26 protein-coding genes and 1 tRNA gene are annotated in these 22,364 nt (G+C 67.3%); 14 read left to right on the top strand and 13 right to left on the bottom strand.

Features of this window, described 5'->3' with window-relative positions; genetic code table 11:
- Window positions 1-31: 31 nt before the first annotated feature.
- Window positions 32-217 carry a DUF5302 domain-containing protein gene (locus NCO8_RS06285; protein ID WP_067637179.1) on the bottom strand — a complete coding sequence of 62 codons (186 nt, stop codon included), beginning with the start codon at window positions 215-217 and terminating at the stop codon, window positions 32-34.
- 86 nt (window positions 218-303) lie between these two features.
- On the opposite strand from NCO8_RS06285, the gene NCO8_RS06280 reads away from it, so the two are divergent.
- A complete protein-coding gene (locus NCO8_RS06280; protein ID WP_067637177.1) occupies window positions 304-1,185 on the top strand; it encodes a hypothetical protein in 882 nt (293 codons plus the stop codon).
- Here the strand turns inward: NCO8_RS06280 and NCO8_RS06275 are convergent.
- A complete protein-coding gene (locus tag NCO8_RS06275) occupies window positions 1,163-1,987 on the bottom strand; it encodes a DUF1266 domain-containing protein (RefSeq protein WP_067637175.1) in 825 nt (274 codons plus the stop codon). The genes NCO8_RS06280 and NCO8_RS06275 overlap by 23 nt on opposite strands.
- 139 nt (window positions 1,988-2,126) lie before the next feature.
- Between NCO8_RS06275 and NCO8_RS06270 the strand changes: the two genes are divergently transcribed.
- Together NCO8_RS06270 and NCO8_RS06265 are read left to right on the top strand one after the other, a co-directional pair.
- On the top strand, window positions 2,127-2,813 hold the full coding sequence (locus NCO8_RS06270) for a helix-turn-helix domain-containing protein (protein ID WP_067637172.1): 687 nt from the start codon (window positions 2,127-2,129) through the stop codon (window positions 2,811-2,813).
- A gap of 113 nt (window positions 2,814-2,926) precedes the next feature.
- Entirely contained in the window at window positions 2,927-3,415 is a 489-nt protein-coding gene (locus tag NCO8_RS06265) for an NUDIX hydrolase (RefSeq protein ID WP_067637170.1), read from the top strand.
- Here NCO8_RS06265 and NCO8_RS06260 read toward each other — a convergent pair.
- The 4 genes from NCO8_RS06260 to NCO8_RS06245 form a co-directional block, all read right to left on the bottom strand.
- Window positions 3,391-3,789: a VOC family protein gene (locus NCO8_RS06260; protein WP_067637168.1), complete on the bottom strand. Its 399-nt coding sequence runs from the start codon at window positions 3,787-3,789 to the stop codon at window positions 3,391-3,393. The two genes, NCO8_RS06265 and NCO8_RS06260, sit on opposite strands and share 25 nt — an antisense overlap.
- A 51-nt stretch (window positions 3,790-3,840) precedes the next feature.
- Window positions 3,841-4,254, bottom strand: coding sequence for an arsenate reductase ArsC (locus tag NCO8_RS06255; RefSeq protein ID WP_067491782.1), 414 nt, complete (start codon window positions 4,252-4,254; stop codon window positions 3,841-3,843).
- Window positions 4,255-4,370: 116 nt separating this feature from the next.
- The gene (locus NCO8_RS06250; protein WP_067637166.1) at window positions 4,371-5,672 is read right to left on the bottom strand and encodes a D-arabinono-1,4-lactone oxidase; all 1,302 of its coding nucleotides are present in this window, start codon (window positions 5,670-5,672) and stop codon (window positions 4,371-4,373) included.
- A 52-nt stretch (window positions 5,673-5,724) separates the two neighbouring features.
- The gene (locus NCO8_RS06245) at window positions 5,725-6,402 is read right to left on the bottom strand and encodes a TetR/AcrR family transcriptional regulator (RefSeq protein ID WP_067491786.1); all 678 of its coding nucleotides are present in this window, start codon (window positions 6,400-6,402) and stop codon (window positions 5,725-5,727) included.
- Between the two features lie 130 nt (window positions 6,403-6,532).
- Here NCO8_RS06245 and NCO8_RS06240 point away from each other — a divergent pair, with 130 nt between their 5' ends.
- From NCO8_RS06240 to NCO8_RS06210, 7 genes are all read left to right on the top strand, one after another.
- Entirely contained in the window at window positions 6,533-8,038 is a 1,506-nt protein-coding gene (locus tag NCO8_RS06240; protein ID WP_067637163.1) for an MFS transporter, read from the top strand.
- Window positions 8,039-8,206: 168 nt separating this feature from the next.
- A complete protein-coding gene (locus NCO8_RS06235) occupies window positions 8,207-8,629 on the top strand; it encodes a fluoride efflux transporter FluC (RefSeq protein WP_067637161.1) in 423 nt (140 codons plus the stop codon).
- A gap of 64 nt (window positions 8,630-8,693) precedes the next feature.
- Complete coding sequence (locus NCO8_RS06230; RefSeq protein ID WP_067491792.1) at window positions 8,694-9,056, top strand: fluoride efflux transporter FluC; 363 nt, start codon at window positions 8,694-8,696, stop codon at window positions 9,054-9,056.
- A 47-nt stretch (window positions 9,057-9,103) separates the two neighbouring features.
- The gene (gene pgm, locus NCO8_RS06225) at window positions 9,104-10,741 is read left to right on the top strand and encodes a phosphoglucomutase (alpha-D-glucose-1,6-bisphosphate-dependent) (protein ID WP_067637230.1); all 1,638 of its coding nucleotides are present in this window, start codon (window positions 9,104-9,106) and stop codon (window positions 10,739-10,741) included.
- On the top strand, window positions 10,738-12,063 hold the full coding sequence (locus NCO8_RS06220; RefSeq protein ID WP_067491794.1) for an MFS transporter: 1,326 nt from the start codon (window positions 10,738-10,740) through the stop codon (window positions 12,061-12,063). The genes pgm and NCO8_RS06220 overlap by 4 nt, the downstream gene beginning before the upstream one ends.
- A gap of 65 nt (window positions 12,064-12,128) precedes the next feature.
- Window positions 12,129-12,866, top strand: coding sequence for a DsbA family protein (locus NCO8_RS06215; RefSeq protein ID WP_067637159.1), 738 nt, complete (start codon window positions 12,129-12,131; stop codon window positions 12,864-12,866).
- Window positions 12,867-13,044: 178 nt separating this feature from the next.
- A tRNA-Ala gene (locus NCO8_RS06210) sits at window positions 13,045-13,117 on the top strand.
- Window positions 13,118-13,214: 97 nt separating this feature from the next.
- Here NCO8_RS06210 and NCO8_RS06205 read toward each other — a convergent pair.
- The 3 genes from NCO8_RS06205 to NCO8_RS06195 form a co-directional block, all read right to left on the bottom strand.
- Window positions 13,215-14,240 carry an alpha/beta fold hydrolase gene (locus NCO8_RS06205; RefSeq protein ID WP_167353250.1) on the bottom strand — a complete coding sequence of 342 codons (1,026 nt, stop codon included), beginning with the start codon at window positions 14,238-14,240 and terminating at the stop codon, window positions 13,215-13,217.
- Window positions 14,241-14,513: 273 nt separating this feature from the next.
- Window positions 14,514-15,335, bottom strand: a complete 822-nt coding sequence (locus NCO8_RS06200) for a CPBP family intramembrane glutamic endopeptidase (protein ID WP_157104795.1) — start codon at window positions 15,333-15,335, stop codon at window positions 14,514-14,516.
- A gap of 130 nt (window positions 15,336-15,465) precedes the next feature.
- Window positions 15,466-15,891 carry a Rid family hydrolase gene (locus NCO8_RS06195; protein WP_067637157.1) on the bottom strand — a complete coding sequence of 142 codons (426 nt, stop codon included), beginning with the start codon at window positions 15,889-15,891 and terminating at the stop codon, window positions 15,466-15,468.
- A 144-nt stretch (window positions 15,892-16,035) separates the two neighbouring features.
- Here NCO8_RS06195 and NCO8_RS06190 point away from each other — a divergent pair, with 144 nt between their 5' ends.
- Window positions 16,036-16,503, top strand: coding sequence for a MarR family winged helix-turn-helix transcriptional regulator (locus tag NCO8_RS06190; protein ID WP_067637155.1), 468 nt, complete (start codon window positions 16,036-16,038; stop codon window positions 16,501-16,503).
- A gap of 34 nt (window positions 16,504-16,537) precedes the next feature.
- Here the strand turns inward: NCO8_RS06190 and NCO8_RS06185 are convergent, their stop codons facing one another.
- The gene (locus NCO8_RS06185) at window positions 16,538-17,062 is read right to left on the bottom strand and encodes an AAA family ATPase (RefSeq protein ID WP_245655261.1); all 525 of its coding nucleotides are present in this window, start codon (window positions 17,060-17,062) and stop codon (window positions 16,538-16,540) included.
- Window positions 17,063-17,351: 289 nt separating this feature from the next.
- Between NCO8_RS06185 and NCO8_RS06180 the strand changes: the two genes are divergently transcribed.
- Window positions 17,352-17,774, top strand: coding sequence for a hypothetical protein (locus NCO8_RS06180; RefSeq protein WP_157104794.1), 423 nt, complete (start codon window positions 17,352-17,354; stop codon window positions 17,772-17,774).
- A 76-nt stretch (window positions 17,775-17,850) separates the two neighbouring features.
- On the opposite strand, the gene NCO8_RS06175 is transcribed toward NCO8_RS06180, so the two are convergent.
- Window positions 17,851-18,363 carry a winged helix-turn-helix transcriptional regulator gene (locus NCO8_RS06175; protein WP_067637224.1) on the bottom strand — a complete coding sequence of 171 codons (513 nt, stop codon included), beginning with the start codon at window positions 18,361-18,363 and terminating at the stop codon, window positions 17,851-17,853.
- A gap of 64 nt (window positions 18,364-18,427) precedes the next feature.
- Here NCO8_RS06175 and NCO8_RS06170 point away from each other — a divergent pair, with 64 nt between their 5' ends.
- Together NCO8_RS06170 and NCO8_RS06165 are read left to right on the top strand one after the other, a co-directional pair.
- Window positions 18,428-19,072: a dihydrofolate reductase family protein gene (locus NCO8_RS06170; RefSeq protein WP_067637149.1), complete on the top strand. Its 645-nt coding sequence runs from the start codon at window positions 18,428-18,430 to the stop codon at window positions 19,070-19,072.
- Between the two features lie 68 nt (window positions 19,073-19,140).
- Complete coding sequence (locus NCO8_RS06165) at window positions 19,141-20,154, top strand: fatty acid desaturase family protein (protein ID WP_245655260.1); 1,014 nt, start codon at window positions 19,141-19,143, stop codon at window positions 20,152-20,154.
- Window position 20,155: 1 nt separating this feature from the next.
- Here the strand turns inward: NCO8_RS06165 and NCO8_RS06160 are convergent, their stop codons facing one another.
- The gene (locus NCO8_RS06160; protein ID WP_067637145.1) at window positions 20,156-21,643 is read right to left on the bottom strand and encodes a DUF4246 domain-containing protein; all 1,488 of its coding nucleotides are present in this window, start codon (window positions 21,641-21,643) and stop codon (window positions 20,156-20,158) included.
- A 147-nt stretch (window positions 21,644-21,790) separates the two neighbouring features.
- Window positions 21,791-22,306, bottom strand: a complete 516-nt coding sequence (locus tag NCO8_RS06155) for a DUF4352 domain-containing protein (RefSeq protein ID WP_245655259.1) — start codon at window positions 22,304-22,306, stop codon at window positions 21,791-21,793.
- Window positions 22,307-22,364: the final 58 nt, after the last annotated feature.

Raw genomic sequence — 22,364 nt, 5'->3', positions numbered from 1 at the left:
CGCTGGACACGGTGCGGGCCCGGTCAAGGGATCAGCCGCCCGCGCGACGGCGGAACGTGCGCTTTCCACCCGCAGCGGCGGACGTACCGCGCAGCTTGGCTTCGTTCTGGGCGGCGCCGGCCACGGAGGCGTTGCCGTTCTTGCGTTCGAGGGCTTCGCGGAACTTGCGTTTGGTCGCCTCGGTGGGTGACTCGGTCGGGTTTTCTTCTTCGGACATGGGGTAAGCCTGCCATCTGTGTGAGGGCGTTGTTACCAGCTCGGTACGATCCAGCCAGGCGGGGGCCGGGCAGGAGGGACGCGGGCGTGATCGAGGTATGGGGTGCGCGGGTCGCGGTGCGGTACGCGGACGGGCGCTTGGTGACGACGCCGCTGCGGGCCGACAACGAGATCGCCCTCGACGTGGGGGTGGCCGAACTCGCGCGGATCGCGCTGGCGACAACCGAGGACGGGCAGATGGCGTTGCTGCTGTTCTTCCGGTCGGCGGAGTTCGTGGTCGGTGGTGAAGCGACGCAACGGCATCCGGTTCCGGTGTTCCTGGAGACGGGGTTGCGTGAGCAGGCCCAGGTGCTGGTTCGCGCGGTCGAACGCGATCTGGTCGGTCTGCGCCGGGTGTTCCCGCCGCGTCCGAGTCTCGTTCCGCCACGCCCGCTTCTCGGCCCGAACGGCCCGCGACGACCCGATGTCGGCGCGGCGGCGGCCCGCATGCGGCACGCGGGCAACTGCGCCCGCGAGATCGATACCCTGCACGCCGCCGCCCGCCCGGACGAGTACGTCCTCGAGCTGGCGCAGGCAGGGCACGAGGGCGCGCCGGGTCTGCTCGTGATCACCACCCTGCGGTTGCTGTTCGTTTCCGCGTGGGCGATGTACGAGTTCCCGGTGTCCGTACTCACCGACGCCTCGGTGCGGTCGGGCGCGGAAAGCATGGTGACGCTGCGGATTTCGGGCGCGGGTACCGATCTGGACTTCCACGACTGGACCGCGACCGACTTCGAGCGGATGGCCGAGGCGATCCGCCTGGCCTGCGAGATCGAGCACGTCGACGGATCGATCGCGCCGTCGCTGCCGTCCTCGGCCGACCTGTTCGGCGAGTGGCAACTGCTGGTGGAGCGGCGCAAACTCGGGATGGTCGCCGACGAACCGTTTCGCCGTCAGGCGGTCGGGATCATGCTGACCATGCCGGGCTGAACACCGGCGCCCCCGCGTGCAGCGCCACCCGCCGCCAGGGACTCGACGGACGGAGGTGCAGACCCGCGATCATCCGGCGCCGTTCCGCCACTTGGCTTTTCGCGGCCGACAGATCCTGCGTGGCGGCCCAGAAGATGGCTCCGGTGAGGAAGCCGTCGCCGAACTGACGCCAGTTGCGATAGTGCTGACGCGCCCGGTCGAGCCCGGTGAGCATGTGCTCGAAGGCCTCGTCCTCGGTGAGATACCCGGCGGTACACGAGGCGCGGGCGATGAAAACCAGCCGCGCCAGATCCCAGGCGGTGGCGTCGTTCTGCAGCGGTGCGGGCAGGTTGTCGGTGATGCCGAGTTTGATGGCCTGCAACCAGGCGTCGTAGTCCCGGTCGATACCGGCCGGACCCCGGTAGCCACGGAAACCCGAGAGCGTGTGCAGGAATTCGCGGTGCTCGTCGGCCAGCCCCGACCGGTCGACCCGCCCGGTGTCGGTGGCCGCGGCGACGGCGAGCGGGTGGACGAGTTCGAACAGCGGCGCGTGCATGCCCGCCAGCAGCCGGCGGATGGTGTCGCGGGCGTCCTCGGCGTGGTCGACACCCCACGATTCGTGCAGACCCTCGATCGCGGTCTCGCGGCGCGTGGCGGAACTGCCGGGCTCCTCCGGCAGGAAGGCGACACTGTCGCAGTAGGCGCCCCAGCTTCGCCCGTAGTAGGCGCCGACGGCCAGCGCGCGGATCCGGTCGTCGTCGAGCGCCGCACCCGACCACACATCGGGTTCGGGGTCGATATCCGCGCCGGGAAACCCCGCCACGCGCGGTCGCCCGTGCACTGAGCCTGCCGATTGCATCCAGCCACCCCTCCGCCGAGCCGAACGTTGTGTTGCCAGATCTTACGGACGGGCGGCCGCCGGCGGAACCGAGTGTGTCGGTGGGCGGTACTACCGTCGGGGGATGGGCTACCGGGAACGTCGGTCACGGGTCGATCGCGCGGTGGTCTGGCAACGCACCGGCGGCGGCGCGGGCCAGGCCAGCGTGTTCCCCGACGGCTGCATGGACTTGATCTGGACCGAGGGCACCTTGATGGTGGCGGGCCCGGACAGCCGTGCCGCACGGGTGCGTGCCGGTGCCGCCGAATTCGTCGGCGTCCGGTTCGCCCCGGGTGCCGCACCGGCTGTGCTCGGCGTGCCCGCCGTGGAACTGCTCGACCAGCGCGTCGACCTCGACACGATCGTGCCCGCCGCCAGCGCCCGCGCACTGCTCGATCGGGTCGACAACTCGCCCGACCGCGTTGTGGCTCTCGAATCCGTCGCCGTCGACCTCGCGGCGGCAGCGTCCGCACCGGACCCGCTGCTCACCGGCATCGCCGAGGCCATGGCCGCGGGCGAATCGGTCGCCCACACCGCTGCCCGCGCGGGACTGTCGGCACGCATGCTGCACCGCCGTTCGCTCGCGGCATTCGGTTACGGCCCCAAGATGTTGGCGAGGATTCTCCGATTTCAGCGCGCACTGGAGACCATCCGCGCGGGCACTCCGGCCGCCGAGGTGGCGGCCCTGCACGGCTACGCCGACCAGGCGCATCTGTCCCGCGACGTCCGTGACCTGGGCGGATGCACGGTGCGTAGCCTGCAGCCCGGCTGAGGGTGCCCGGAAAGTCTCATTCGGCTCAACTGCGATACGAAGTTATGCTCACTGTGCACGCCCCGTCGCATGTGCCAGGCCCAGTCCGAACCACGACGAGAGGATGTGACCCGATGATCGACGAATCCGTGTTCACCACGCTGCGTATCGAGGCCGAACGAGACGAAGTACGCCGACTTGTCGTCGGCGCCGTCGTCGTGCGCCACGACCGGGTACTCATCCTGCGCCGCCGACGATCCGACTTCCTCAGCGGACGGTGGGAGTTGCCGAGCGGCGTCGTCGAGCACGGCGAGTCACTCGACGACGCCCTCGCCCGTGAGGTTGCCGAGGAGACGGGCCTCGAGGTCACCGGCATCACCGACTACCTGGGCGACTTCGACTATCTGTCCGGCAACGGCGCGCGCACCAGACAGTTCACCTTCGTCGTCGACGTCGCCACCACCGGACCCGTGCAACTCACCGAGCACGACGCCCACCTCTGGACCAAGCTGGACGGCGAACCGCCGGTCAGCGACGAGGTCCGCGAGGTGCTCGGCCGGTATCGGCGGCGCCTGCGCGACCCGCACGGCTGGTCGACCTATCCGCTGGGCAACGGCGCGTAGAGGTCGACACCGTGCCCGTCGGGGTCGGCGAGCACGGCGTAGCGCTGGCCCCAGAAGGCGTCCCACGGCGCGAGCTCACCGTGGTATCCGGCGCCGACCAGTTCCTTGTACAGCGAGTCGACCTCGGCCGGATCGGCGCAGCGGAACGCGAGGCTGCTCCGGCCGGGGCCGCTGGGCGGTTGCCAGCCGGGGGTGAACGAGGCGACCGTCGCCTCGGTGTCCAGCAGCAGCCGCATCCCACCGGAGAGGGGAGCCTCGGCGTGCCCCTCGGTCTCACATCCCTCGGGGAAGTTCAGGCCGAGCGCACGGTAGAAGGCCACCGAGGCGGCCATGTCGGACACGATGATCGAGATGGCGTCGAGCTGAGGAGTCATGTCCGGCAGCGTATTCGGCGCGAAGGCCGGTCGTCTTGAACGAATCGGACATCAACGCGCGGGCACGGGCACCAGTTCGGCGATGAGGTTGCCGATCAGGATCTGCAGGTGATCGCGGATCCCGCGCACGACCTCGATCGGTTGCCCGGCCGGATCCGACAGCACCCAGTCGCGGTAGCTGATGCCGGGGAAATACGGGCACACCTCGCCACAACCCATGGTCACCACCACATCCGACAGCCCGACGACATCGTCGGTGAGCGGCTTGGGCCGTTCGCCGGAGATGTCGATACCGATCTCGGCCATCGCCGCCACCGCGACGGGATTCAGTTCGTCGGCGGGCTCGCTGCCCGCGGTGCGGACCTCGATGCGATCGCCGGCCATGGCGCGCAGGAAGCCCGCCGCCATCTGTGATCGGCCCGCATTGTGGACGCAGACGAACAACACGCAGGGTGTGTGGGCCATGGTCGCCCTTTCGGTGCAGGGGCGAAGTGCTTGTGGCGCTTCGGATATCACCGCCATCATCGCATCAACCCGCGCGTGTGTGGGCGCGGCTACGGTGTTGTCCTGCGGTGTCCGCCTCAGCCGAGCGGACCGAGAACCCGGTTCACGTAGTCGTTGGCGAACACCCCGGTGGGGTCGAGGCGTTTGCGCACGGCCGCGAACCGATCCCAGTCGGGATAGCGTCCGCGCAGCGTCTCGGCGGTCTGGAAATGGTGTTTGCCCCAGTGCGGACGACCGTCGAACCGGTCGAAGACCGCTTCGCAGGCGCGCAGATACGGTTCCCATTCCATGCCCTGGTACTGGTGCACCGCGATGTAGCAGGTGTCGCGCCCGCTCGCGGGGGAGAGGAAGGCGTCGTCGGGTGCCACCCAGCGCACCTCGATCGGCATGGGAGTACCGAATTTCTTTGCCAGCGTGATCATCTCGCGAACCGCCTCGGCCGCGTGCGCGCGCGGGACCGCGTACTCCATCTCGTTGAACCGCACCAGGCGCGGTGTGGCGAACACACGGTAGGAGCGGTCGCGCTGACGGTTGTTGCTGCCCGCGACGGTGGCCACACGATGGATCAGCGGAACTGTCGCGGGAACGCGGCGACCCACCCGGCACAGGCCGTCGTAGAGATAGTTGGACAGCAGGATGTCGTTGACCCACTCGCTCAGCGCGCCGCGCGGCTGCTCGGGCTCGTCCGTGCGGTTGAGCGCCTTGGTCATCACCACGGAGCTGTGCGCGAAGGCGAAGAACTCGAAATGGTCGTTCCCGTCGACGAATTCGTCGAGATCGGCGAGGACGTCCGCCAGCGGCAGCGGCCGTTCCACGCCTTCGAGCACGAACGACGGCTCGAGCTGCAGGGTCGCCTCGGTGACGATGCCGAGCGCGCCGATGCTCACCCGCGCCGCGCGCCAGCCCTCGGGATCGGTCTCCTCGTTCAGTTCCACCACGTTGCCGTCGGCGCACAGCACCTGCACCGAGTGCAGCGCCGCCGAGATGTTGCGCAGTCGCGCGCCGGTGCCGTGGGTCGCGGTGGCGGTGGCGCCCGCGACGGTCTGGGTGTCGATGTCGCCGAGGTTGGGGAAGGCCAGTCCGTGCTCGTGCAGTAGGGGGCTCGCCGCGTTCAGCGTCAGCCCGGCCTGCACGCGCGCGCGGCCGGTCGAGGTGTCGACGTCGAGCACCTTGTTCATGGCGCCGAGGTCGACGAGGGTGCCGTCGGTGAGCACGGCGTCGGTGAACGAGTGGCCCGAACCGGCGACACGCACCGTCCGGCCCCGCGCCGCGGATTCGGTGACGATCCCGGCGAGTTCCTCGACGTCACGCGGCGTCGCGACGACGGCGGGTGCGCAGCGCTGCTCGCCAGCCCAGTTCACCCAGGTGTTCTTGGTCATGTGTCCAACTGTAGAGGACCAAGTGTGACCCGCGCTACTGAGGGAACGAAAATCAGCGGCGACGACCCAGGCAGGCGGCCGATTTGGCCTGCTCCACCTCGGCGTCGGTGAGCGGCGGGGCGAGCAGCGGCCTGCGCGGCACGGCATCGGTGCGCACGCCGTTCAGCGCCACGGCCATGTACCGCTGCCACACGTCGGGATTGACCGGTGCGGCGAACTCCATGAACGAGTTGACCATGTGGATCAGCGCGAAGAAGTCGGTGGTGGTGATGTCGGGATGCACCGCGCCCGCGTCGCGCGCCCGGTCGACGATGGCCGCCACCGACGGGCGGATCCGCTCACGCATCTCGGCGAACCGGGTCGGGTCCTCTTCGAGTTCGAGCACCACCTCACCGAAGCCGCGGTTGGTCGCCAGGTGCTTGCAGGCGTGTTCGAAGAACTCGACGAGTGCCAGCCACGGGTCCGGATTGCGGGTCGCGGCGTCGGCCGCGTCGGCGAAGTCGACCATGTTCTGCTCGAACACCTCGACGATGAGTGCCCGCTTGTTCGCGAAGCGCCGGTAGACCGTGCCGACGCCGACGCCCGCGCGCTCGGCCACGTCGTCGAGGGTGATTTCCAGGCCGTGTTCGGCGAAGAGTTCCCTGGCTGCGACCACGATGCGTTGCTGATTGCGGGCGGCATCGGCGCGCAGCCTGCGAGGTGCTGCGGCAGTCGTCGTGGCGTGATTCACAGGTGCATCCTACTCATTGCCGGATTAAGTGGAGGTGGTTTCTCCGTTACTCTGGTAGCTTCGACTGAAGCGGAGGCTATATCTCCGATTATGCCACCGAAACTACCGACCTAGACCTGCAAGGGGAGTCATGACCACCACACTCGACAAGGGGACGAGTCCCGCGTCCGGTGCGGACACCGGGAACCGGCGAGGCTCACACGCGTTGCGCTGGTGGGTGCTCGCGGTCCTCGGTATCGCGCAGCTGATGGTCGTGCTCGATGCGACGATCGTGAACATCGCGCTGCCTGCCGCCCAGGCCGACCTCGGCTTCGGCGACGCCGACCGCCAATGGGTCATCACCGGCTACGCACTGGCCTTCGGCAGCCTGCTGCTGCTCGGCGGCCGCCTCAGCGACCTGTTCGGCCGCCGCAACACCTTCATCGTCGGCCTGGTCGGCTTCGCGGTCGCCTCCGCCATCGGCGGCGCGGCCAACAGCTTCGAGATGCTGGTCGCCGCCCGCGTCGGCCAGGGCGTGTTCGGCGCACTGCTCGCGCCCGCCGCCCTCTCGCTGCTGACCGTCACCTTCACCGAACCCGGTGAACGCGCGAAGGCGTTCGGCATCTTCGGTGCCGTCGCCGGTGCCGGTGGCGCGATCGGCCTGCTGCTCGGCGGCGCGCTCACCGAGTGGGCGTCGTGGCGCTGGGCGATGTATGTGAACCTGATCTTCGCCGCCGTCGCGCTGGTGGGTGCGGTGCTGTTGCTGGCCAAGCACGTGAACGCCGCATCGCGGCCCAAGCTCGACTGGCCCGGCACCATCACCGTCACCGCGGCGCTGTTCGGCATCGTCTACGGCTTCTCGCACGCCGAATCCCACGGCTGGAGCGACCCGACCACGCTGGCCTTCCTGATCGGCGGCGCCGTGCTGCTCGCGGTGTTCGTCTGGATCGAGACCCGCGTCGCGCACCCGCTGCTGCCGCTGCGCATCGTCACCGACCGCACCCGTGCCGGTTCCTACCTGACCGTGTTCATCATGGGCATCGGCATGTTCGCGATCTTCCTGTTCCTGACGTACTACATGCAGCTGTCGCTGCAGTACTCGCCGATCATGACCGGTGTGGCGTTCATGCCGATGGTGTTCGGCATGGTTGCCTCCTCCACCACCGCGCCCTCGTTGCTGCTGCCCAAGGTCGGGCCGAAGGTCGTCATCAGCGGCGGCTTCCTGGTCGCCGCGGCGGGCATGGTGTGGCTCACCTTCATCGGTCTCGACAGCAGCTATGTCACCCACATCCTGCCCGCGCTCGTCCTGCTCGGCCTCGGCCTCGGTGGCGCCATGTCGGTGGCGTTCCAGGGCTCGACGGCGGGCGTGCAGCACGACGACGCCGGTGTCGCCTCGGCGATGGTGAACACCAGCCAGCAGGTCGGCGGTTCCATCGGCACCGCGCTGCTCAGCACGATCGCGGCCTCGGCGATGACCGACTACGTGTCCGCGCACGAGCCAGGTCCACTGACCATGGCCCAGGGCGCGATCGAGAGCTACACCACCAGCTTCTGGTGGGCGGCGGCCACTTTCGTGCTCGGCGCCATCGTGATCGGTGTGCTCATGCCGAACAAGGTGCCCGCCCCCGCCGAGGGCGAGATGGTGCTCGCGCACTGACCCACCTGTCGTAAACCGATGGCCCGGACCGAGACTCGGTCCGGGCCATCGGCGTTCGCGCGAGGTGGCTGCTGGGGGTTTGCCGGACGCGCACCGCGCGCTAGTTTGTCGGGGGTACTCGATACCATGAGCAACGACCACCGTCGGACTAGCAGGGGAGGGCAGTGCATGGCATCGCGGCCCCCGGCGCTCGACCCGGCCGTCCTCGCGGCGATCTCGGTGGGCGGTGGTCTCGGGGCCACGGCCAGATACGGTGTGGGCCAGTGGTGGCCGGTGCGTCCTGGGCAATTTCCGTGGTCGACGCTGACCGTCAATGTAGTCGGCTGCTTCGCCCTCGGGGTGCTGATGGTCGTGGTCACCGAGATCTGGGCGGCGCCGATGCTGGTTCGCCCGTTCCTCGGGATCGGCGTGCTCGGCGGGTTCACTACTTTCTCCACCTTCGGCCTCGAGCTTCGTACACTGATCGACACCGGTTCGCCGGGCACGGCCGTGGCCTATCTCGGTCTCTCGGTCCTCGCGGGCCTCGGCGCGATGGCGCTCGCCATGATCGGGACCCGCTGGGCGGCAGGCAGCGTGGGGCAGGGCACGTGAATCCGACGACGGAAGGGGGCCATCCGATGGTCGCGATGTGGGCTCCCACGGCGGGAGGCGGGCGATGACCGCGGCACTCGTGTTCGCGGGTGGAATGCTCGGTGCCCCCGCGCGTTACCTCGTCGATCGGGCGGTCTCGGCGCGGTTCCCGGCCGGGCTGCCGTGGGGGACGTTGACGGTTAACATTGTCGGTTCGGCGTTGCTCGGGGGCCTGATCGGCGCGAGCGCGGGCAGTACTCTGCTGGCGTTCGCGGGAATCGGTTTCTGTGGTGCGCTGACCACGTTCAGCACATTCGGTTACGAGACCATACGTCTGGTGACCGAGGGCGCCTACGTGTATGCCCTGGGCAACGTCGCGATCAGTGTCGCGGCGAGCTTGGCCTCGGTGTATGCCGCCGCGTCCCTGACCAACTGGTTGTGCGCATGATCCTCATGACCAGCCGCGCCCAGCCGACACGGAAGGGAACACCCACCATGGCCCACGATCGCGCCGGACGGCCCGCCCGCCCGACCGACCTGGTGGATATCGCTCACCTGGTCACCGCGTACTACAGCCGCGTGCCCGATCCGGCCGAACCGAGCCAGCAGGTCGTCTTCGGCACCTCGGGTCATCGCGGGTCCAGCGAGGACAGCGCGTTCAACGAGGCGCACATCATGGCCATCACCCAGGCGATCGTCGAGTACCGCGCCACCCGCGACATCACCGGTCCGGTGTACCTGGCGCGCGACACCCACGCCCTGTCCGAACCGGCCTGGACCACCGCGCTCGAGGTCCTCGCGGGCAACGACGTCACCGCCGTGATCGACGCGCGTGGTCGCTACACCCCGACGCCCGCGCTGAGTCATGCTGTGCTGCGCCACAATCAGGGCGGAACCAAGCACCAGGCCGACGGCATCGTGGTGACCCCCTCGCACAATCCGCCGCGCGACGGCGGCTTCAAATACAACCCGCCGCACGGCGGTCCCGCCGACACCAAGGCCACCGACGCCATCGCCGCGCGCGCCAACGAACTGCTGCGCGGCGGCCTGGCCGAGGTGAAGCGGGTGTCGCTGGAACAGGCGATGAAGACCCATGTGCAGCGCTACGACTACCTCGACCACTACGTCGCCGACCTGCCGAACGCACTGAACCTGGACGCCATTCGCGGCGCGGGCATCCGCATGGGCGCCGACCCGATGGGTGGGGCGAGCGTGGACTACTGGGAGGAGATCGGGCAGCGCTTCGATCTCGAACTCGAGGTGGTCAACCCGTTCGTCGACCCCACCTGGCGTTTCATGACCCTCGACAGCGACGGCAAGATCAGAATGGATCCGTCCTCACGCCACGCCATGGCCGGACTGGTCGGCATCAAGGACGACTACGACATCTCCACCGGCAACGACGCCGACGCCGACCGCCACGGCATCGTCACCCCCGACGGCGGTCTGATGAACCCGAACCACTTCCTCGCGGTCGCGATCGAATATCTCGTCGCCAACCGGATGTGGTGGGACGCGCTCACCAAGGTCGGCAAGACGGTTGTCACGTCCTCGATGGTGGACCGGGTGGTCGGTGTGCTCGGCCGCGATGTGTACGAGGTGCCGGTCGGGTTCAAGTGGTTCGTGCCCGGATTGTTCAGTGGCAGTTTGGCTTTCGGTGGTGAGGAGAGCGCGGGCGCGTCGTTCCTGCGGATGGACGGCACCGTGTGGACCACCGACAAGGACGGCATTCTGCTGGCGCTGCTGGCCGCCGAGATCGCGGCCGTCACCGGTCAGACCCCCTCGGCTCGCTACGGCGAGCTCGAACGTCAGCACGGTAGCCCCGCCTACGCGCGTATCGACGCCGTCGCCACCAGTGAGCAGAAGGCCAAGCTCGCGCGGCTCAGCGCCGACGCCATCACCGGCACCGAGATCGCCGGCGAGGAGATCACCGGCATCCTCACCACCGCGCGCGGTAACGGCGCTCCCCTCGGCGGGCTGAAGGTGACCACCGAGAACGCCTGGTTCGCCGCCCGCCCGTCGGGCACCGAGGACAAGTACAAGATCTACGCCGAATCCTTCCTCGGTTCCGAGCATCTGACCCAGGTGCAGGCCGCCGCCGAGGAGATGGTGAATCAGGCGCTGATCGAGTGAGTACCGCGACAAAGGTTCGACTACCCGCCGAAATCTGGGTGCTGATCGCGGCGGCGTTCGTCATCGCGCTCGGTTTCGGGCTGGTGGCGCCGGTGCTGCCGCAGTACGCCCGCGAGTTCGGGGTCGGTATCGCGGCCGCGTCGGCGATCGTGAGCGCCTTCGCCTTGATGCGCTTGCTGTTCGCCCCCGCCAGCGGGCGCCTGGTGCAGAAGCTCGGCGAGCGACGGGTGTATCTGGCGGGCATCCTCATCGTCGCGGTGTCGACCGGTGCGTGCGCGTTGGCGCAGACGTATTGGCAACTGCTGGTGTTGCGGTCGCTCGGCGGGATCGGGTCGACGATGTTCACGGTGTCGTCGATGGCGTTGATCATCCGGGTGTCGCCGCCTGCCGCGCGCGGCCGGGTGTCCGGTGTGTATTCGACGAGTTTCCTGATCGGTTCGCTGGTCGGTCCGCTGGTCGGTGGTGCGCTGGCCGGGCTCGGCTTGCGGGCCCCGTTCGTCATCTACGCGCTCGCCCTGCTCGTCGTGTGCGTGATCGTGTTCGCCGGTTTGCGGGAGTCACCGGTCCTGAAGGACGACAGCGCGACGACCACACCGGAACTGACCTTCCGGCAGGGCTGGTCGGAGCCCGCGTATCGCGCGGTGCTGCTGTCGAGTTTCGCCGGCGGTGTCGCGGTGTTCGGTGTGCGGATGGCGTTCGTCCCGCTGCTGGTGGTGGAGACCCTGCGGCAGGAACCCGGCATGGCCGGTGTCGCGCTCACCGTGTTCGCGGCGGGCAACGGTGCGGTGCTGTTCGCCTCGGGGCGATTATCCGACCGGCTCGGCCGCAAACCGTTCCTGATCCTCGGCTCGGCGATCTGCGCGGTCGGCACCGGCGCGCTCGGTTTCGCGCCGTCGCTGCCGTGGTTCCTGCTCGCCTCGTTCGTCGCGGGCATCGGTTCCGGCATGTTCAGCCCGGTACAGCAGGCGGCGCTCGCCGATGTGCTCGGCAGCCGGGCACGCGGCGGGCCGGTCCTCGCGGCCTTCCAGATGGCGGCCGACCTGGGCGCGGTCCTCGGCCCCATCGTCATCGGTGAGGTGGCCGACCGCACGTCGTTCGGGGTCGGTATGGCGGTGACCGGGGCGGTGCTCGCGGTGTCGGCGACGGTGTGGGTGTTCACTCCCGAGCCGTCGCGGATCGTGCATCCCGAGGACCCGCAGCACCCCGACCACGCCGGCGACGGCCTCGACCCGCAATGCACCTGTGACGGCCCCGACGGGTCGCCCGTCGTGCGTGACGGCATGGTTCCCGCGAACCGTCGTCCGGTCGACACGGAGAAATAGCTGGTAGAGCTGATATCGGCGTGCCCGGGCGGCGCGCCGATATCAGCTCGAGGCAGAGTGGACGGGTGAGCACAGCCGGTTCTTCGCACAATCCACGTCCCGTGTCGAGCAACACCACCTACGCGCTGGGCGCGGTGGCCCTCGTCGTGATCGGGCTGATCGTGTTCGCCGTCTACAAGTGGAGCGCCGAACCACCATCCGTCCGCAACGACGGTTACGGCGCTGTGCGCGAGGCGGCGGTGCAGGTCACCACCACGCCCGAAGGGGTGATCCGGCTCGGCCGCCCCGACGCCGCGAAAACCATCGACATCTTCGAAGACCCGCTGTGCCCCGCGTGCGGGGTGATGGAGACCAGCTACGGCCAGGAACTCGCCCAGAAGATCGACGAGGGCAAGCTCGCCGTGAACTACCACCTCGTCGCGTTCCTCGACGACCAGTCCAAGAGCAAGGACTACTCCACCCGCGCCATCGCGGCCAATCTCTGTGTCGCCCAAACAGGTTCGGGCCCCACCTACGGCAAGTTCCACAAGGCCCTGTTCGTGGACCGCCAGCCCGAAGAGGGCGCCGAGGACCTGAGCAACCCCGCCCTGGCCGCCCTCGCCACCGAATCGGGCGCCCCCGAATCCGTCGCCGCCTGCATCACCCACGCCACCCAGCGCGACGCCGCCGCGGCCGCCGCGAAATCGGCCCTCGCCGACCTCGACGCCCGCACCGGCAATAAATCCGCCACCCCCACGATCTACGACGGAACAACCACCGTCGACTGGCGCGACGAAAACTGGGTCACCACCCTCGCCCCCTGACCCACGTGAGGTTGCGCACATCCTAGACCCCCTCCGCGCCGCCCGCCCACTTCCCTGAGCCCCGAACCCACTCCTGAATCGCCCCGTTTTCGCCATCTACCAGCCGATTTGTTCTCCCGGAGAACCATGGTGTAACTTCATTCAGGCAGCAGCGAGAGCGGCTGAAACAACAGAACACGGGGCTATGGCGCAGCTGGTAGCGCACCACACTGGCAGTGTGGGGGTCAGGGGTTCGAGTCCCCTTAGCTCCACAGAAATAATAGGTAAGGCCCGGTCATCGACCGGGCCTTACCTGTTTTTGTCGTGATCCCGGTACTCCAGACCACTTGTCGACGAGTTCCGCCAAGCTCATCCGGCGAGGAAGCGCAGCAGTTCGGAGGTGACGAACTGAGGGTTCTCCTCGATGAGCCAGTGGCCCGCGTTCGGCACATCCACTGCCCGCACGATATTGGTCATCCGTGGGGCCGCGGTCGTCCGGACGGGGTCTAGCTGGCCCTGGGCGGTCATCAGCAGAGTGGGCACCGGTGTCGGTGCTGCTGCCACGGCATCGCGGACGTCCTGGTCGAGAGCACGGTAGAGCTCGAATCCGCCTGCCAGCTTTTCGGGTTGGCCGTAAGTCCGTGCGTACTCATCGCTCTCGGCGTCGGTGAACGGGGATCGGTCCGAGGTGCCACCGAAGGCTGATCCGCCGAAGGAGACCTGCGGATAGAACAGCGCCAGATATTCGCGGACGTCGTCGACGACTGCCTCGGGGACCCGCCGTTGGGAATGGAAGGCGATATGCCAGCTCATCGACCGGTATGTGGCCGCATCGATCGCGGGCCCGGGTAGCGGCAGGTCGAGGTAGCCGAGACGTGCGATGTCGGCGGGGAACTGAGTGGCGTACTGGAATGCCACCGCGGCACCGAAATCGTGCCCGATGACGCGGGCATCGCGCACCCCGAGCCGATCGGCGATCAGGGTGTGCACGTAGCGGGCCAAGGTGGCTTTGTCGTAGCCGCTCGGTGAGCCGGTGCTGTCGCCCAGCCCGGGAAGGTCGATAGCGTAGACGGTGTGCTTCTCGGCCAGCTCCGGCATGATCGGCCACCAGCCGAACCAGGTCTGCGGCCAACCGTGGATCAGCACCACCGGTGTGCCGCTGCCACCGGTCACGTAGTGCATCCGGACCCCGTCGATATCGGCGAACTCGTGCCGGAAGGTCCTGTCGAATTCCGGATCGTTGTAGGTAGCAAGGGCGTATGGGGGAATGTCGGCAGAGATGGGCGTGGTGCACGCGGCGGTGCCGACCGTGAGCAGCAGAGCCAGCGTGCCGGTCACCATCGCGTGTACGGCTCGGCGGAAGCGGTGCGGTGACGGCCGGATTGCGGTGATCATGTGTTCCTGTCCAGAGAAATCGGCGGATGCTGAGAGCGGGACGCGGCGGCATGGGGCGCCGAGAACGGCGCTCCCGGTCCCGTTCCAGGAGGTGACCGCATGGATGGCGCTCATCGAGACCCCTTTGAACGGGACACCTCTCAGTGTTTCCGGATCGGACACGATCTGGCACGCAAACTTGCTGTTCCAGCAACATTAACTCGTGCATCGAAAGCGAGAATCGCAGCCGCCGAGGCTATTTCGGCCGGAGGCGGGAGGTCCGGAAGTGAACTGTCAGCGCCGGGTGACGAGCTTCGCACCGCGGAGCATCCACACCGCCGGGACCAGACAGCACAGCAGTGCGAAGAGACTCGCCTCCGGACCGAATGTCCCACCGGTCAGCACATCCGGTCCGGAGAGGACGGTGCGTAGCAGGCCGGATTCGCCGTGGGCGCCGGATACCGCAGTGCCGAACACGCCGGACTCCGTGAAATTCCAGGCGAAATGCAGGCCGATCGGCAACCACAACGACCGCGTGGCGGTGTAGGCGATGGCGAGCAGCGCACCACCTTCGACCGCGATGGCCAGAGCACCCCACGGCGTGGCATTGCTGTTGACCAAGTGCGTCAGGCCGAAGATCAGTGACGAGACCGCGATCGCGACGATGCTGCCGGTCCGTTCTTCCAGGATGCGATGCACCACGCCACGGAACAGCAGCTCCTCGGTGACCGCCACCGAAGCCATCGAGCCCGCCACTCCCAGGCAGGCTCCGAATGAGCCACTGGTGATGTCGGCGTCGGTGAACAGGGTCGCGAGCAGCATCGTCGCGAGGAATGCCCCGGCTCCGATGAGTACACCGTGCCCGAGCCCCCGCCACCGCCCAGCGGCAGCCAATTCCATGACCTCCGACCGTTTCTCGACACGGCAGGTAAGCCACCTGAAAGCGAAGATCGCCCCGACCGCCGCGCCGATTCCTAGGAAGAACCGCAGCACAGGCACATCCGGAACGAGCGCGTCCACGCCCCGCGCGGCGATCAGCAACACGACCGCCCCGACGAGCAGAACCGGCACCCGGAGCCGCTGCATCGGCGATCTCCGCTCGGTGGGGATGATCATCAAATGTCCTCTCGCCGTTGGTCAGTACGGCGAGATTACGAACGAGCCGAGCCGCGCCACATCACTCCGTGGGAGCGTCCTCGGTAGTACTCGCGAGTGAGGCGCTGCTTTCGGTCGCTGGATGCGGCGTTCAGTTTCCGGAACCGACGATGGCGGTGACTCGAATCTCCACGCGCATGGCGGCGAGACCGAGCGCGGTCACCCCGGTCTCGGTCCAGATCGGCGCGCGGCCGCCGAGGCGCCGACGGAACTGCTCGGCCATCACCTCGTTGTGGTCGTCTCCGATGACGCCGCTTCCCGCTTCGACCTTGTGGTAGGAGTTGACGTGAATGACGTCCTTCCAGGTGGCGCCAACGGTGGCGAGCGTTCGCTCCACGTTGTCGAAAGCCTGGATGATCTCGTCCTCCAGCGAGTCGGGAACGATCAGCTCGTCATTCACCCCGGCCTGACCAGAGGTCTCCACCCGGTCGTCGACCCGGACGGCGCTGCTGTAGCCGAGCGCTTGGTGCAGCTTCTCGCCTGCGCCGGGACTGATGCCGAAGGTAACGGTGCTCATGATGCTCTCATTCGTGTGGAGGGGCGTACCGCGACGTATGACTTCACACGTAAACTAACCCTGCGCAGTCAATAATTCAACCTTGAAGTCATTGCCGGCTCGAGTCCGCCGGCAACAGACCTCCTGAGCAGCACGGAGACACGCATGGGCGACCAGGAAGATCACTGGCTCGATGAGCACGAGAAGGCTGCGTGGACCGGGCTGATCTCCCTGGTCCTACTGCTTCCCGGGAAGCTGGAATCACCGCTGCGGCAAGAGCACGACCTCACGCTGTTCGAGTACCTCGTGCTCAGTCACCTCTCCGAAGCGCCGCAACGCAAGCTGCGCATGGGGGAACTCGCCGTCCTCGCCAGCGGGTCGCTGTCGCGCCTGTCCAACGTCACCAAGCGCTGTGAACAGCGCGGTTGGATCGTCCGAGCACCCGACCCGACAGACGGTCGCTACACCCTCGCCCAACTCACCGACGCAGGCCTGGGCATCGTGCGTCTGGCAGCTCCGACACACCTGCGTTCAGTGCGCCGCACCGTCCTCGACTCGCTCAGCACGAGTGATCAGAAAGCCCTCGCCCGCATCGCGCAAAAACTTCGCATCGTTCCGGACGGCCTCGGCTGAGGTGGTCTCAACGCTCCGGGCGGCGTTGCCTGCGCTAAAGGTGGAGGCGAAACCTGTTGGAGGTGACGGCGTCGGTGACGCGTTCGATGGTTCGGTGCGCATCGTCTGTCGACGTGTCGAGCACATGCGGCTCGTAGTCGCCCAAGGAAGCGAATTGGTCCCACATCGTGGCAATCGGCTGCTCGTCGACGAGGGCTTGGGGCGCCGTTCGCGCCTTGGCTCGCGACAGTGTGATGTCGCGGCCGGGCCGCAGTACGACGTAGTGGAGGGCGATACCGGGCGTGTGGTCGCGGAAGTGGTGGAGCATCCACGGCCCGACGATGCCATCGAGCACTGTCGTGAATCCGCCTGCCGCATAGGTGAAGGCCGCTCCGGCGATGACGTTCATGACGGTCTGGTTTTGGCGAGCTGATGCCGGTTCGTAGGGCGGGATCGCTCCGGCGACTATGTAATGCCAGAAGTCGTCGGTATGTAGGTGCACGCCCCGCTCGAGCTTTCGGGCGAACGCATCTGCGACCGTGCTTTTCCCTGCTCCCGGCGGGCCGGTCAGAATGATCACTGTTCCGTCCATCCGATGCACCCCTTGAACGTGGTCGTCCGCGTCAGCCAGCGGATCAGTCTTCGTCGGCTCGACGGGCTCTGTCAATCGAGAATGGGCCGGGCGGGGCGACCTACGGGTTCCGGAGTGCTCCTCCTCGACGAACCGGTTGAGGCGACAATCCCCTTCGCGTCGCTGGAACAACCCCTGATCGTTGACCGGCGCTAGGCTCGTCGGTGTGTACGAATTCGCGAAGGTCGCAGGTTTCGCTGGAGCACACGGGATCTGGAGCGTCAGCGACTCTTCGTTATTGATTCCGTTGATCGGTTATGCCAGAACGGACGGGGCTGAGGGACTGGTGCGTTTCCAGGCCGACGATGTCGCCGACGCCGCGCAGATGGGGGCTGCGCAGTTGCAGGAGGGGCGTCCCGAGTGGGCGTATGCCGCGCTCGTCGTCGACGCATTCCTGCGGTTGCCGAACGGGCGGACGGATGCGCTCGTCATCGAGGCGATCGACTACGGGCCGCAGCGACGGTCGATCAAGATGGCTGTCCCGTATCGGCCGCACGCGAGCGAGCTGGGTTTCGCTGTGTACCGGCCGAAGTTCGTCGGCACGAGCGGTTTCGAGGAGCCGGACTACGATGCGATCGCCGACGCCTTCTTCGCCGGTGTCGACTCCCACGAACAAGCCGCGGCGGTGTGGAACGCCCACCTCGTCGACGAGTCCGTCTGACACGACGGGTAGCGAGCGCCGCCCGAATCGGGATTCGCTCGGGTCGCGCGCCATCGGGAGCCCCGGCTGCGGGGGGTCAGGACTTGGCTGCCTCGTAGGCGGCGGTGAGCTCGGCCAGGACGCCGTCGCGCGGGGTGGGTGCGCCCTCGAGGTGCGTGGCGCGCAGCTCTGCCATGAATCGCTCCCACAGCGGTGGTCCGCCCGCGGCGAGAAGTTCCGCGCGCACGGTCAGCTCCGGTGTGGCCTCGAGCCAGCGCGCGCCCCAGGCGCCTAGCTGAGCCAACACCGGGACGAGATCGATCGCGGCCTCGGTGAGCCGGTATTCCACCTTCTGTCGGTGCGACGGATCGTCGTGGCGGGTGAGCAACCCGGCCGAAACCAGCTTCGCCAGCCGCGCCGCCAGGACGTTCGATGCGATCCCTTCGATCGAGCCGGTGAGCAGCTCCCGGAAGTGCGTGTGCCCGCCGAACATCATGTCGCGCAGCACGATCATGCTCCAGCGGTCGCCGAGCAATTCGACGCTCCGGTTGATCGGGCATCCGGATTTGCCGGGCGGCACCGGCAGCTTGTTCTTCGAAACTGGTTGCATCACAGGATCAGTTTAGGTTACCGTCGCAACTGCTTGCAGATCGCAATCAGAAAGGGGTGCCGCCATGGCACAGCTGGTCCGGGTGCAGAACTTCAGCATTTCCACCGACGGGTACGGGGCAGGTGAGGGGCAGAGCCGCGAGCGGCCGTTCGGCCACGCCGACCCGGGGGACTTCATGTCCTGGGCGGGCGCCACCGCGCACTGGCCCGGCCGGACCGCGCCGGGCGGCAGCTACGGCCTCGACGACTACATCACCCGCGACTACGCCCGCAATATCGGCGCGGAGATCATGGGCCGCAACAAGTTCGGTCCGCAGCGCGGTCCGTGGGAGAACTACGACTGGCAGGGCTGGTGGGGTGACGAACCGCCTTTCCGCACACCGGTTTTCGTGCTCACTCACCATGAACGCCCTTCGTTCACGTTGTCCGACACCACCTTCCACTTCCTGAACGCCTCGCCGAAAGAGGCGTTGGCACGGGCCCTCGACGCCGCCGACGGCAAGGATGTGCGCATCGGCGGCGGCGTGGCGACGGTCCGGGAATTCCTCGACGCCGACCTCATCGATCAACTGCACATCGCGGTCGCCCCGGTGGAGCTGGGCGCGGGGGAGCGGCTGTGGGAGAGCCCGGCCGAACTGGCGGACCGCTTCCAGCACGAAGAAGTCCCCAGCCCCAGCGGGGTCGTCCACCACTTCTTCTGGCGGCGCTGAGGCAATCGGTCGTCATCGATCTGCAACCCGTTCACCCGGCTGTGGCCTCCATGCGCCATGCTTGTGCGGTGGTTATAGCGTCAGATGTCGTCCCCGTGCGTGGCAGTGAGTTCTCGGTCCTGTTGCGTCGTGTCCGGGAGGCGAACCTCTTGGACCGGCGGTTGCGGTATTACGGGTGGAAGAGTGCCCTCACCGCGGCGGCTTTCGTCGCTGGTTGGGCGGCATTTTTCGTCATCGGGGACTCGTGGTGGACGCTGCTCGTGGCGGCGTTCCTCGCGATGGTGTTCTCGCAGATCGCCTTCCTCGGCCACGACGCCGGGCACAAGCAGATCTTCGCGGGCCGCAAGGCCAACTACCTGTATGGCCTGATCGCGGGCAATCTGGCGATCGGGTTGAGTATCGGCTGGTGGACCAGCAATCACGCCCGCCATCACGCCCACCCCAATACCGAGGGCATGGACCCGGACGCGATGGGAGTGCTGGCGTTCTCCGGCGAGCGCGCGCGGACCGGAAAGGGCTGGCGCCGCTTCATCTTCCGCTACCAGGGGTGGCTGTTCTTCCCGTTGCTGCTGCTCGAAGGCGGCAGCCTGCACTGGAAGAGCATCGTCGCAGTGTTCCGCTGGCCGATCGCGAACCGCGTCTGGGAGGGTGCACTGCTCGCAGCCCACTTCATCGGTCTGCTGTCGGCGGCGTTCCTGGTGCTGTCGCCGGGCAAAGCACTGGTGTTCATCGCCGTCCAGCAGGGCCTGTTCGGGCTGTACATGGGTTCGACGTTCGCGCCCAACCACAAGGGCATGGAAGTCCTGCCCGAGGGTGACAACACCGACTTCCTCCGTCGTCAGGTCCTCACTTCACGCAATGTGCGCGGCAGCTTCCTCGTCGACCTGGCGATGGGCGGCCTGAACTACCAGATCGAACATCACCTGTTCCCGTCGATGCCGCGCGCCAACCTGCGGCACGCACAGCCGATCGTCGCGGGCTTCTGCGACGAGATCGGCGTGCCGTACTGCGAGACAAGTCTTTTCGAGTCCTACCGGCAAGCACTGACGCACCTGGACGAGGTCGGCCGCCACGCGAAGTAGGTCAGTGCTCGCAGAGGTAGAACTCCCGCTCGAAGTATTCCTCGTTGTGTTCGTCGACGAAGAACTTGCGTTCGTGCATCAGTTGTTCACGGAATTCCTCGGCCTGGGCCCTGGTCATCGTCGAGGTGGGTGACCACGGCTGCTGCGGCGGGATGTCGGCGGTCGAGGTGATGGTGACCGACGGGTCAACCAGGAAGAAGGCCACGATCTTTCGGTGACCGTTTCGGGTCGGATCGTCGAGCCGGAACGGGGCGACGCGGTGCTGGTAGATGTTCGGAAAGGCCACGCAGCGGCCGGTCGTGGTGCGGACCGAGCCCAGTTCCTGGTTGAGCGCGTCCTCGTCGTCGAGACCGTAGACCTCGCGGACTCCGGTGCGGTCGTTCTGCTCGTAGTACGGCTCGTCGATGGCGGTGCGGAAACCGAGCAGGCTTTCGGTGATGTTGTCGCTGTCCCAGTAGTAGATGGCGGTGGCGACGATGCGTTCGTTCAGCATGGCCTCGACATGCCATGAACCACCGGGATATTCGGGTTTGTCCGGAGTGAGGTGGATGTTGGCCAGTTTGACGATCACCTGCAGCCGGCGGCCGCTGAGCGTGACGGTGTGAGTGTCGTCCCGCTCGGGCGGCTGGAACTCGGGCGCGTCCGGGATGGCGGGCTGACGTTCCTCCCACCACTTCTCCATGGCTTCCTCGTAGGCTTCCTCGGCCGCCTCGTCGTCGTCCTCCGGGGGTTGCGGTTCGGTGTCCTCGTACCAGCCGAACGGGTCGGCGACGATGCGCACTCGTTTCGGGGCGCGCAGATCGGTGAGCACGTTCTCCAGCAGGGGGAGTGTCCGGCCGAAGAGCTCGGGCAGGACGGCGGCGAGGTCCTGATGGCGGTCGGGGTCGACGTTGTTCACGTAAGAAAGGAACGCCACGGAACCGTCGGCGCCGACCTCGACATCGGTGGGCAACCACTGGAACTTCTTCGAATGCGAGGCCGACTCGGCGTTCTTCTCCGGAGTGGGCCATGGTGCGTCCTCGGGCAAGCTCACGCCACGCACCAGGCAGTACATCGAGGGATGCACCAGATCGAGCACCTGCCCGTCGGATCCCGGATGCCAATCCAGTTCCGCAGCCGGCACTTCCTCCAGTACGCGCACCGCCTCGGCCAACCGCTTACGCAGATCCTCGTCGACCACCGAGTCCGACTGCCACACCCCGTCGACAGCCGACACCTCGATCCCGCGCTCCGCATCACGAAGCTCGGCGTAGTACCCCAATTCGTCGAGCACATAGCGGATCTGAGCCTGCGTCATCCCCTGCTCGGCCGCCTCCCGCGACCACCGCGCCACGACCTCGGCATCCTCGCGCTTGCGAAACCACTCCGGCTTGGCCCGGATACTCGCACTCAACCGCATCATCTCGAGCTCCCGCACCGTCCGAACGGGCGCGACACACGCCACATGGGCGGCACGAAAGGGCAACGGGAACAGATCCAACTCAGTCAATTCTCTGATCTCTCAACAGTTCTGCCGCACCCACGGCGACTCCGCGGATGCACCTGCGACCCTGCCACAGAACTGCTGCCCAACCCATCCCCGTTGGTCGATCCGAAGCCCATGCGACGGCATGAGGCGACGCATGGGCCCGAGTGTTCAGCGAAGCGCGACCTGGGCGCCACCCGAGAACATGGAGTCGTGGAGTTCGAGCGAGGCGGGAACTGTCCCCGCCGGCACATCGAAGACGACGACCACGTCGACCGAATTTCCCGGATTGATGTCCGACATCATGGCGCTGTCGTCGTTGACGTTGATTCCGGCCATCGTGTCGTTCTCGAACTCTCGGCCCTGATCATCGAACAGCTTCTGGTTGCTCGCGAAGTAGGACTGAGGCTTACCGCCGATATTGGTGACGGTGAGGTGTACCGCGATGTACTCACCCTGCGCAGTCTTCTGCAGATAGGGATTGTCCCCGATGACCTTCACCGGTGGGTCTACCGCAGTCACCGTGAAGTCGAACTTGCCGTCGCGAACAGGCGTACCGGCCGGCGCCGGCCCTTCCTCGGTAGGTGCCGGCGCAGCCGGTTTGGCCGGGGCGGTGGGTTTGCCCACGGCAGTGGTGAACGTCGCGGCGGTCTTGCTGTTGTCGCTGTCGTCGGACAACACAGCCACGCATCCGCCGAATCCGCAGAGTGCGAGAAAGCCACCCACGACGGCCAGAATGATCGTG

Source organism: Nocardia coubleae NBRC 108252 (assembly GCF_001612805.1).
Lineage (GTDB): Bacteria > Actinomycetota > Actinomycetes > Mycobacteriales > Mycobacteriaceae > Nocardia > Nocardia coubleae.
The sequence above is the reverse complement of the archived record's forward strand: the minus strand, read 5'-3'. Positions and strand labels throughout refer to the sequence as shown.

Coding starts and splice junctions, on each gene's coding strand:
- NCO8_RS06190 (WP_067637155.1), top strand. CDS start 16,036: ATGGGCGACCAGGAAGATCACTGGCTCGATGAGCACGAGAAGGCTGCG.
- NCO8_RS06205 (WP_167353250.1), bottom strand. CDS start 14,240: ATGATCACCGCAATCCGGCCGTCACCGCACCGCTTCCGCCGAGCCGTA.
- NCO8_RS06170 (WP_067637149.1), top strand. CDS start 18,428: ATGGCACAGCTGGTCCGGGTGCAGAACTTCAGCATTTCCACCGACGGG.
- NCO8_RS06270 (WP_067637172.1), top strand. CDS start 2,127: ATGGGCTACCGGGAACGTCGGTCACGGGTCGATCGCGCGGTGGTCTGG.
- NCO8_RS06195 (WP_067637157.1), bottom strand. CDS start 15,891: ATGAGCACCGTTACCTTCGGCATCAGTCCCGGCGCAGGCGAGAAGCTG.
- NCO8_RS06175 (WP_067637224.1), bottom strand. CDS start 18,363: ATGCAACCAGTTTCGAAGAACAAGCTGCCGGTGCCGCCCGGCAAATCC.
- NCO8_RS06255 (WP_067491782.1), bottom strand. CDS start 4,254: ATGGCCCACACACCCTGCGTGTTGTTCGTCTGCGTCCACAATGCGGGC.
- pgm (WP_067637230.1), top strand. CDS start 9,104: ATGGCCCACGATCGCGCCGGACGGCCCGCCCGCCCGACCGACCTGGTG.
- NCO8_RS06200 (WP_157104795.1), bottom strand. CDS start 15,335: ATGATCATCCCCACCGAGCGGAGATCGCCGATGCAGCGGCTCCGGGTG.
- NCO8_RS06250 (WP_067637166.1), bottom strand. CDS start 5,672: ATGACCAAGAACACCTGGGTGAACTGGGCTGGCGAGCAGCGCTGCGCA.
- NCO8_RS06265 (WP_067637170.1), top strand. CDS start 2,927: ATGATCGACGAATCCGTGTTCACCACGCTGCGTATCGAGGCCGAACGA.
- NCO8_RS06260 (WP_067637168.1), bottom strand. CDS start 3,789: ATGACTCCTCAGCTCGACGCCATCTCGATCATCGTGTCCGACATGGCC.
- NCO8_RS06235 (WP_067637161.1), top strand. CDS start 8,207: ATGGCATCGCGGCCCCCGGCGCTCGACCCGGCCGTCCTCGCGGCGATC.
- NCO8_RS06240 (WP_067637163.1), top strand. CDS start 6,533: ATGACCACCACACTCGACAAGGGGACGAGTCCCGCGTCCGGTGCGGAC.
- NCO8_RS06285 (WP_067637179.1), bottom strand. CDS start 217: ATGTCCGAAGAAGAAAACCCGACCGAGTCACCCACCGAGGCGACCAAA.
- NCO8_RS06230 (WP_067491792.1), top strand. CDS start 8,694: ATGACCGCGGCACTCGTGTTCGCGGGTGGAATGCTCGGTGCCCCCGCG.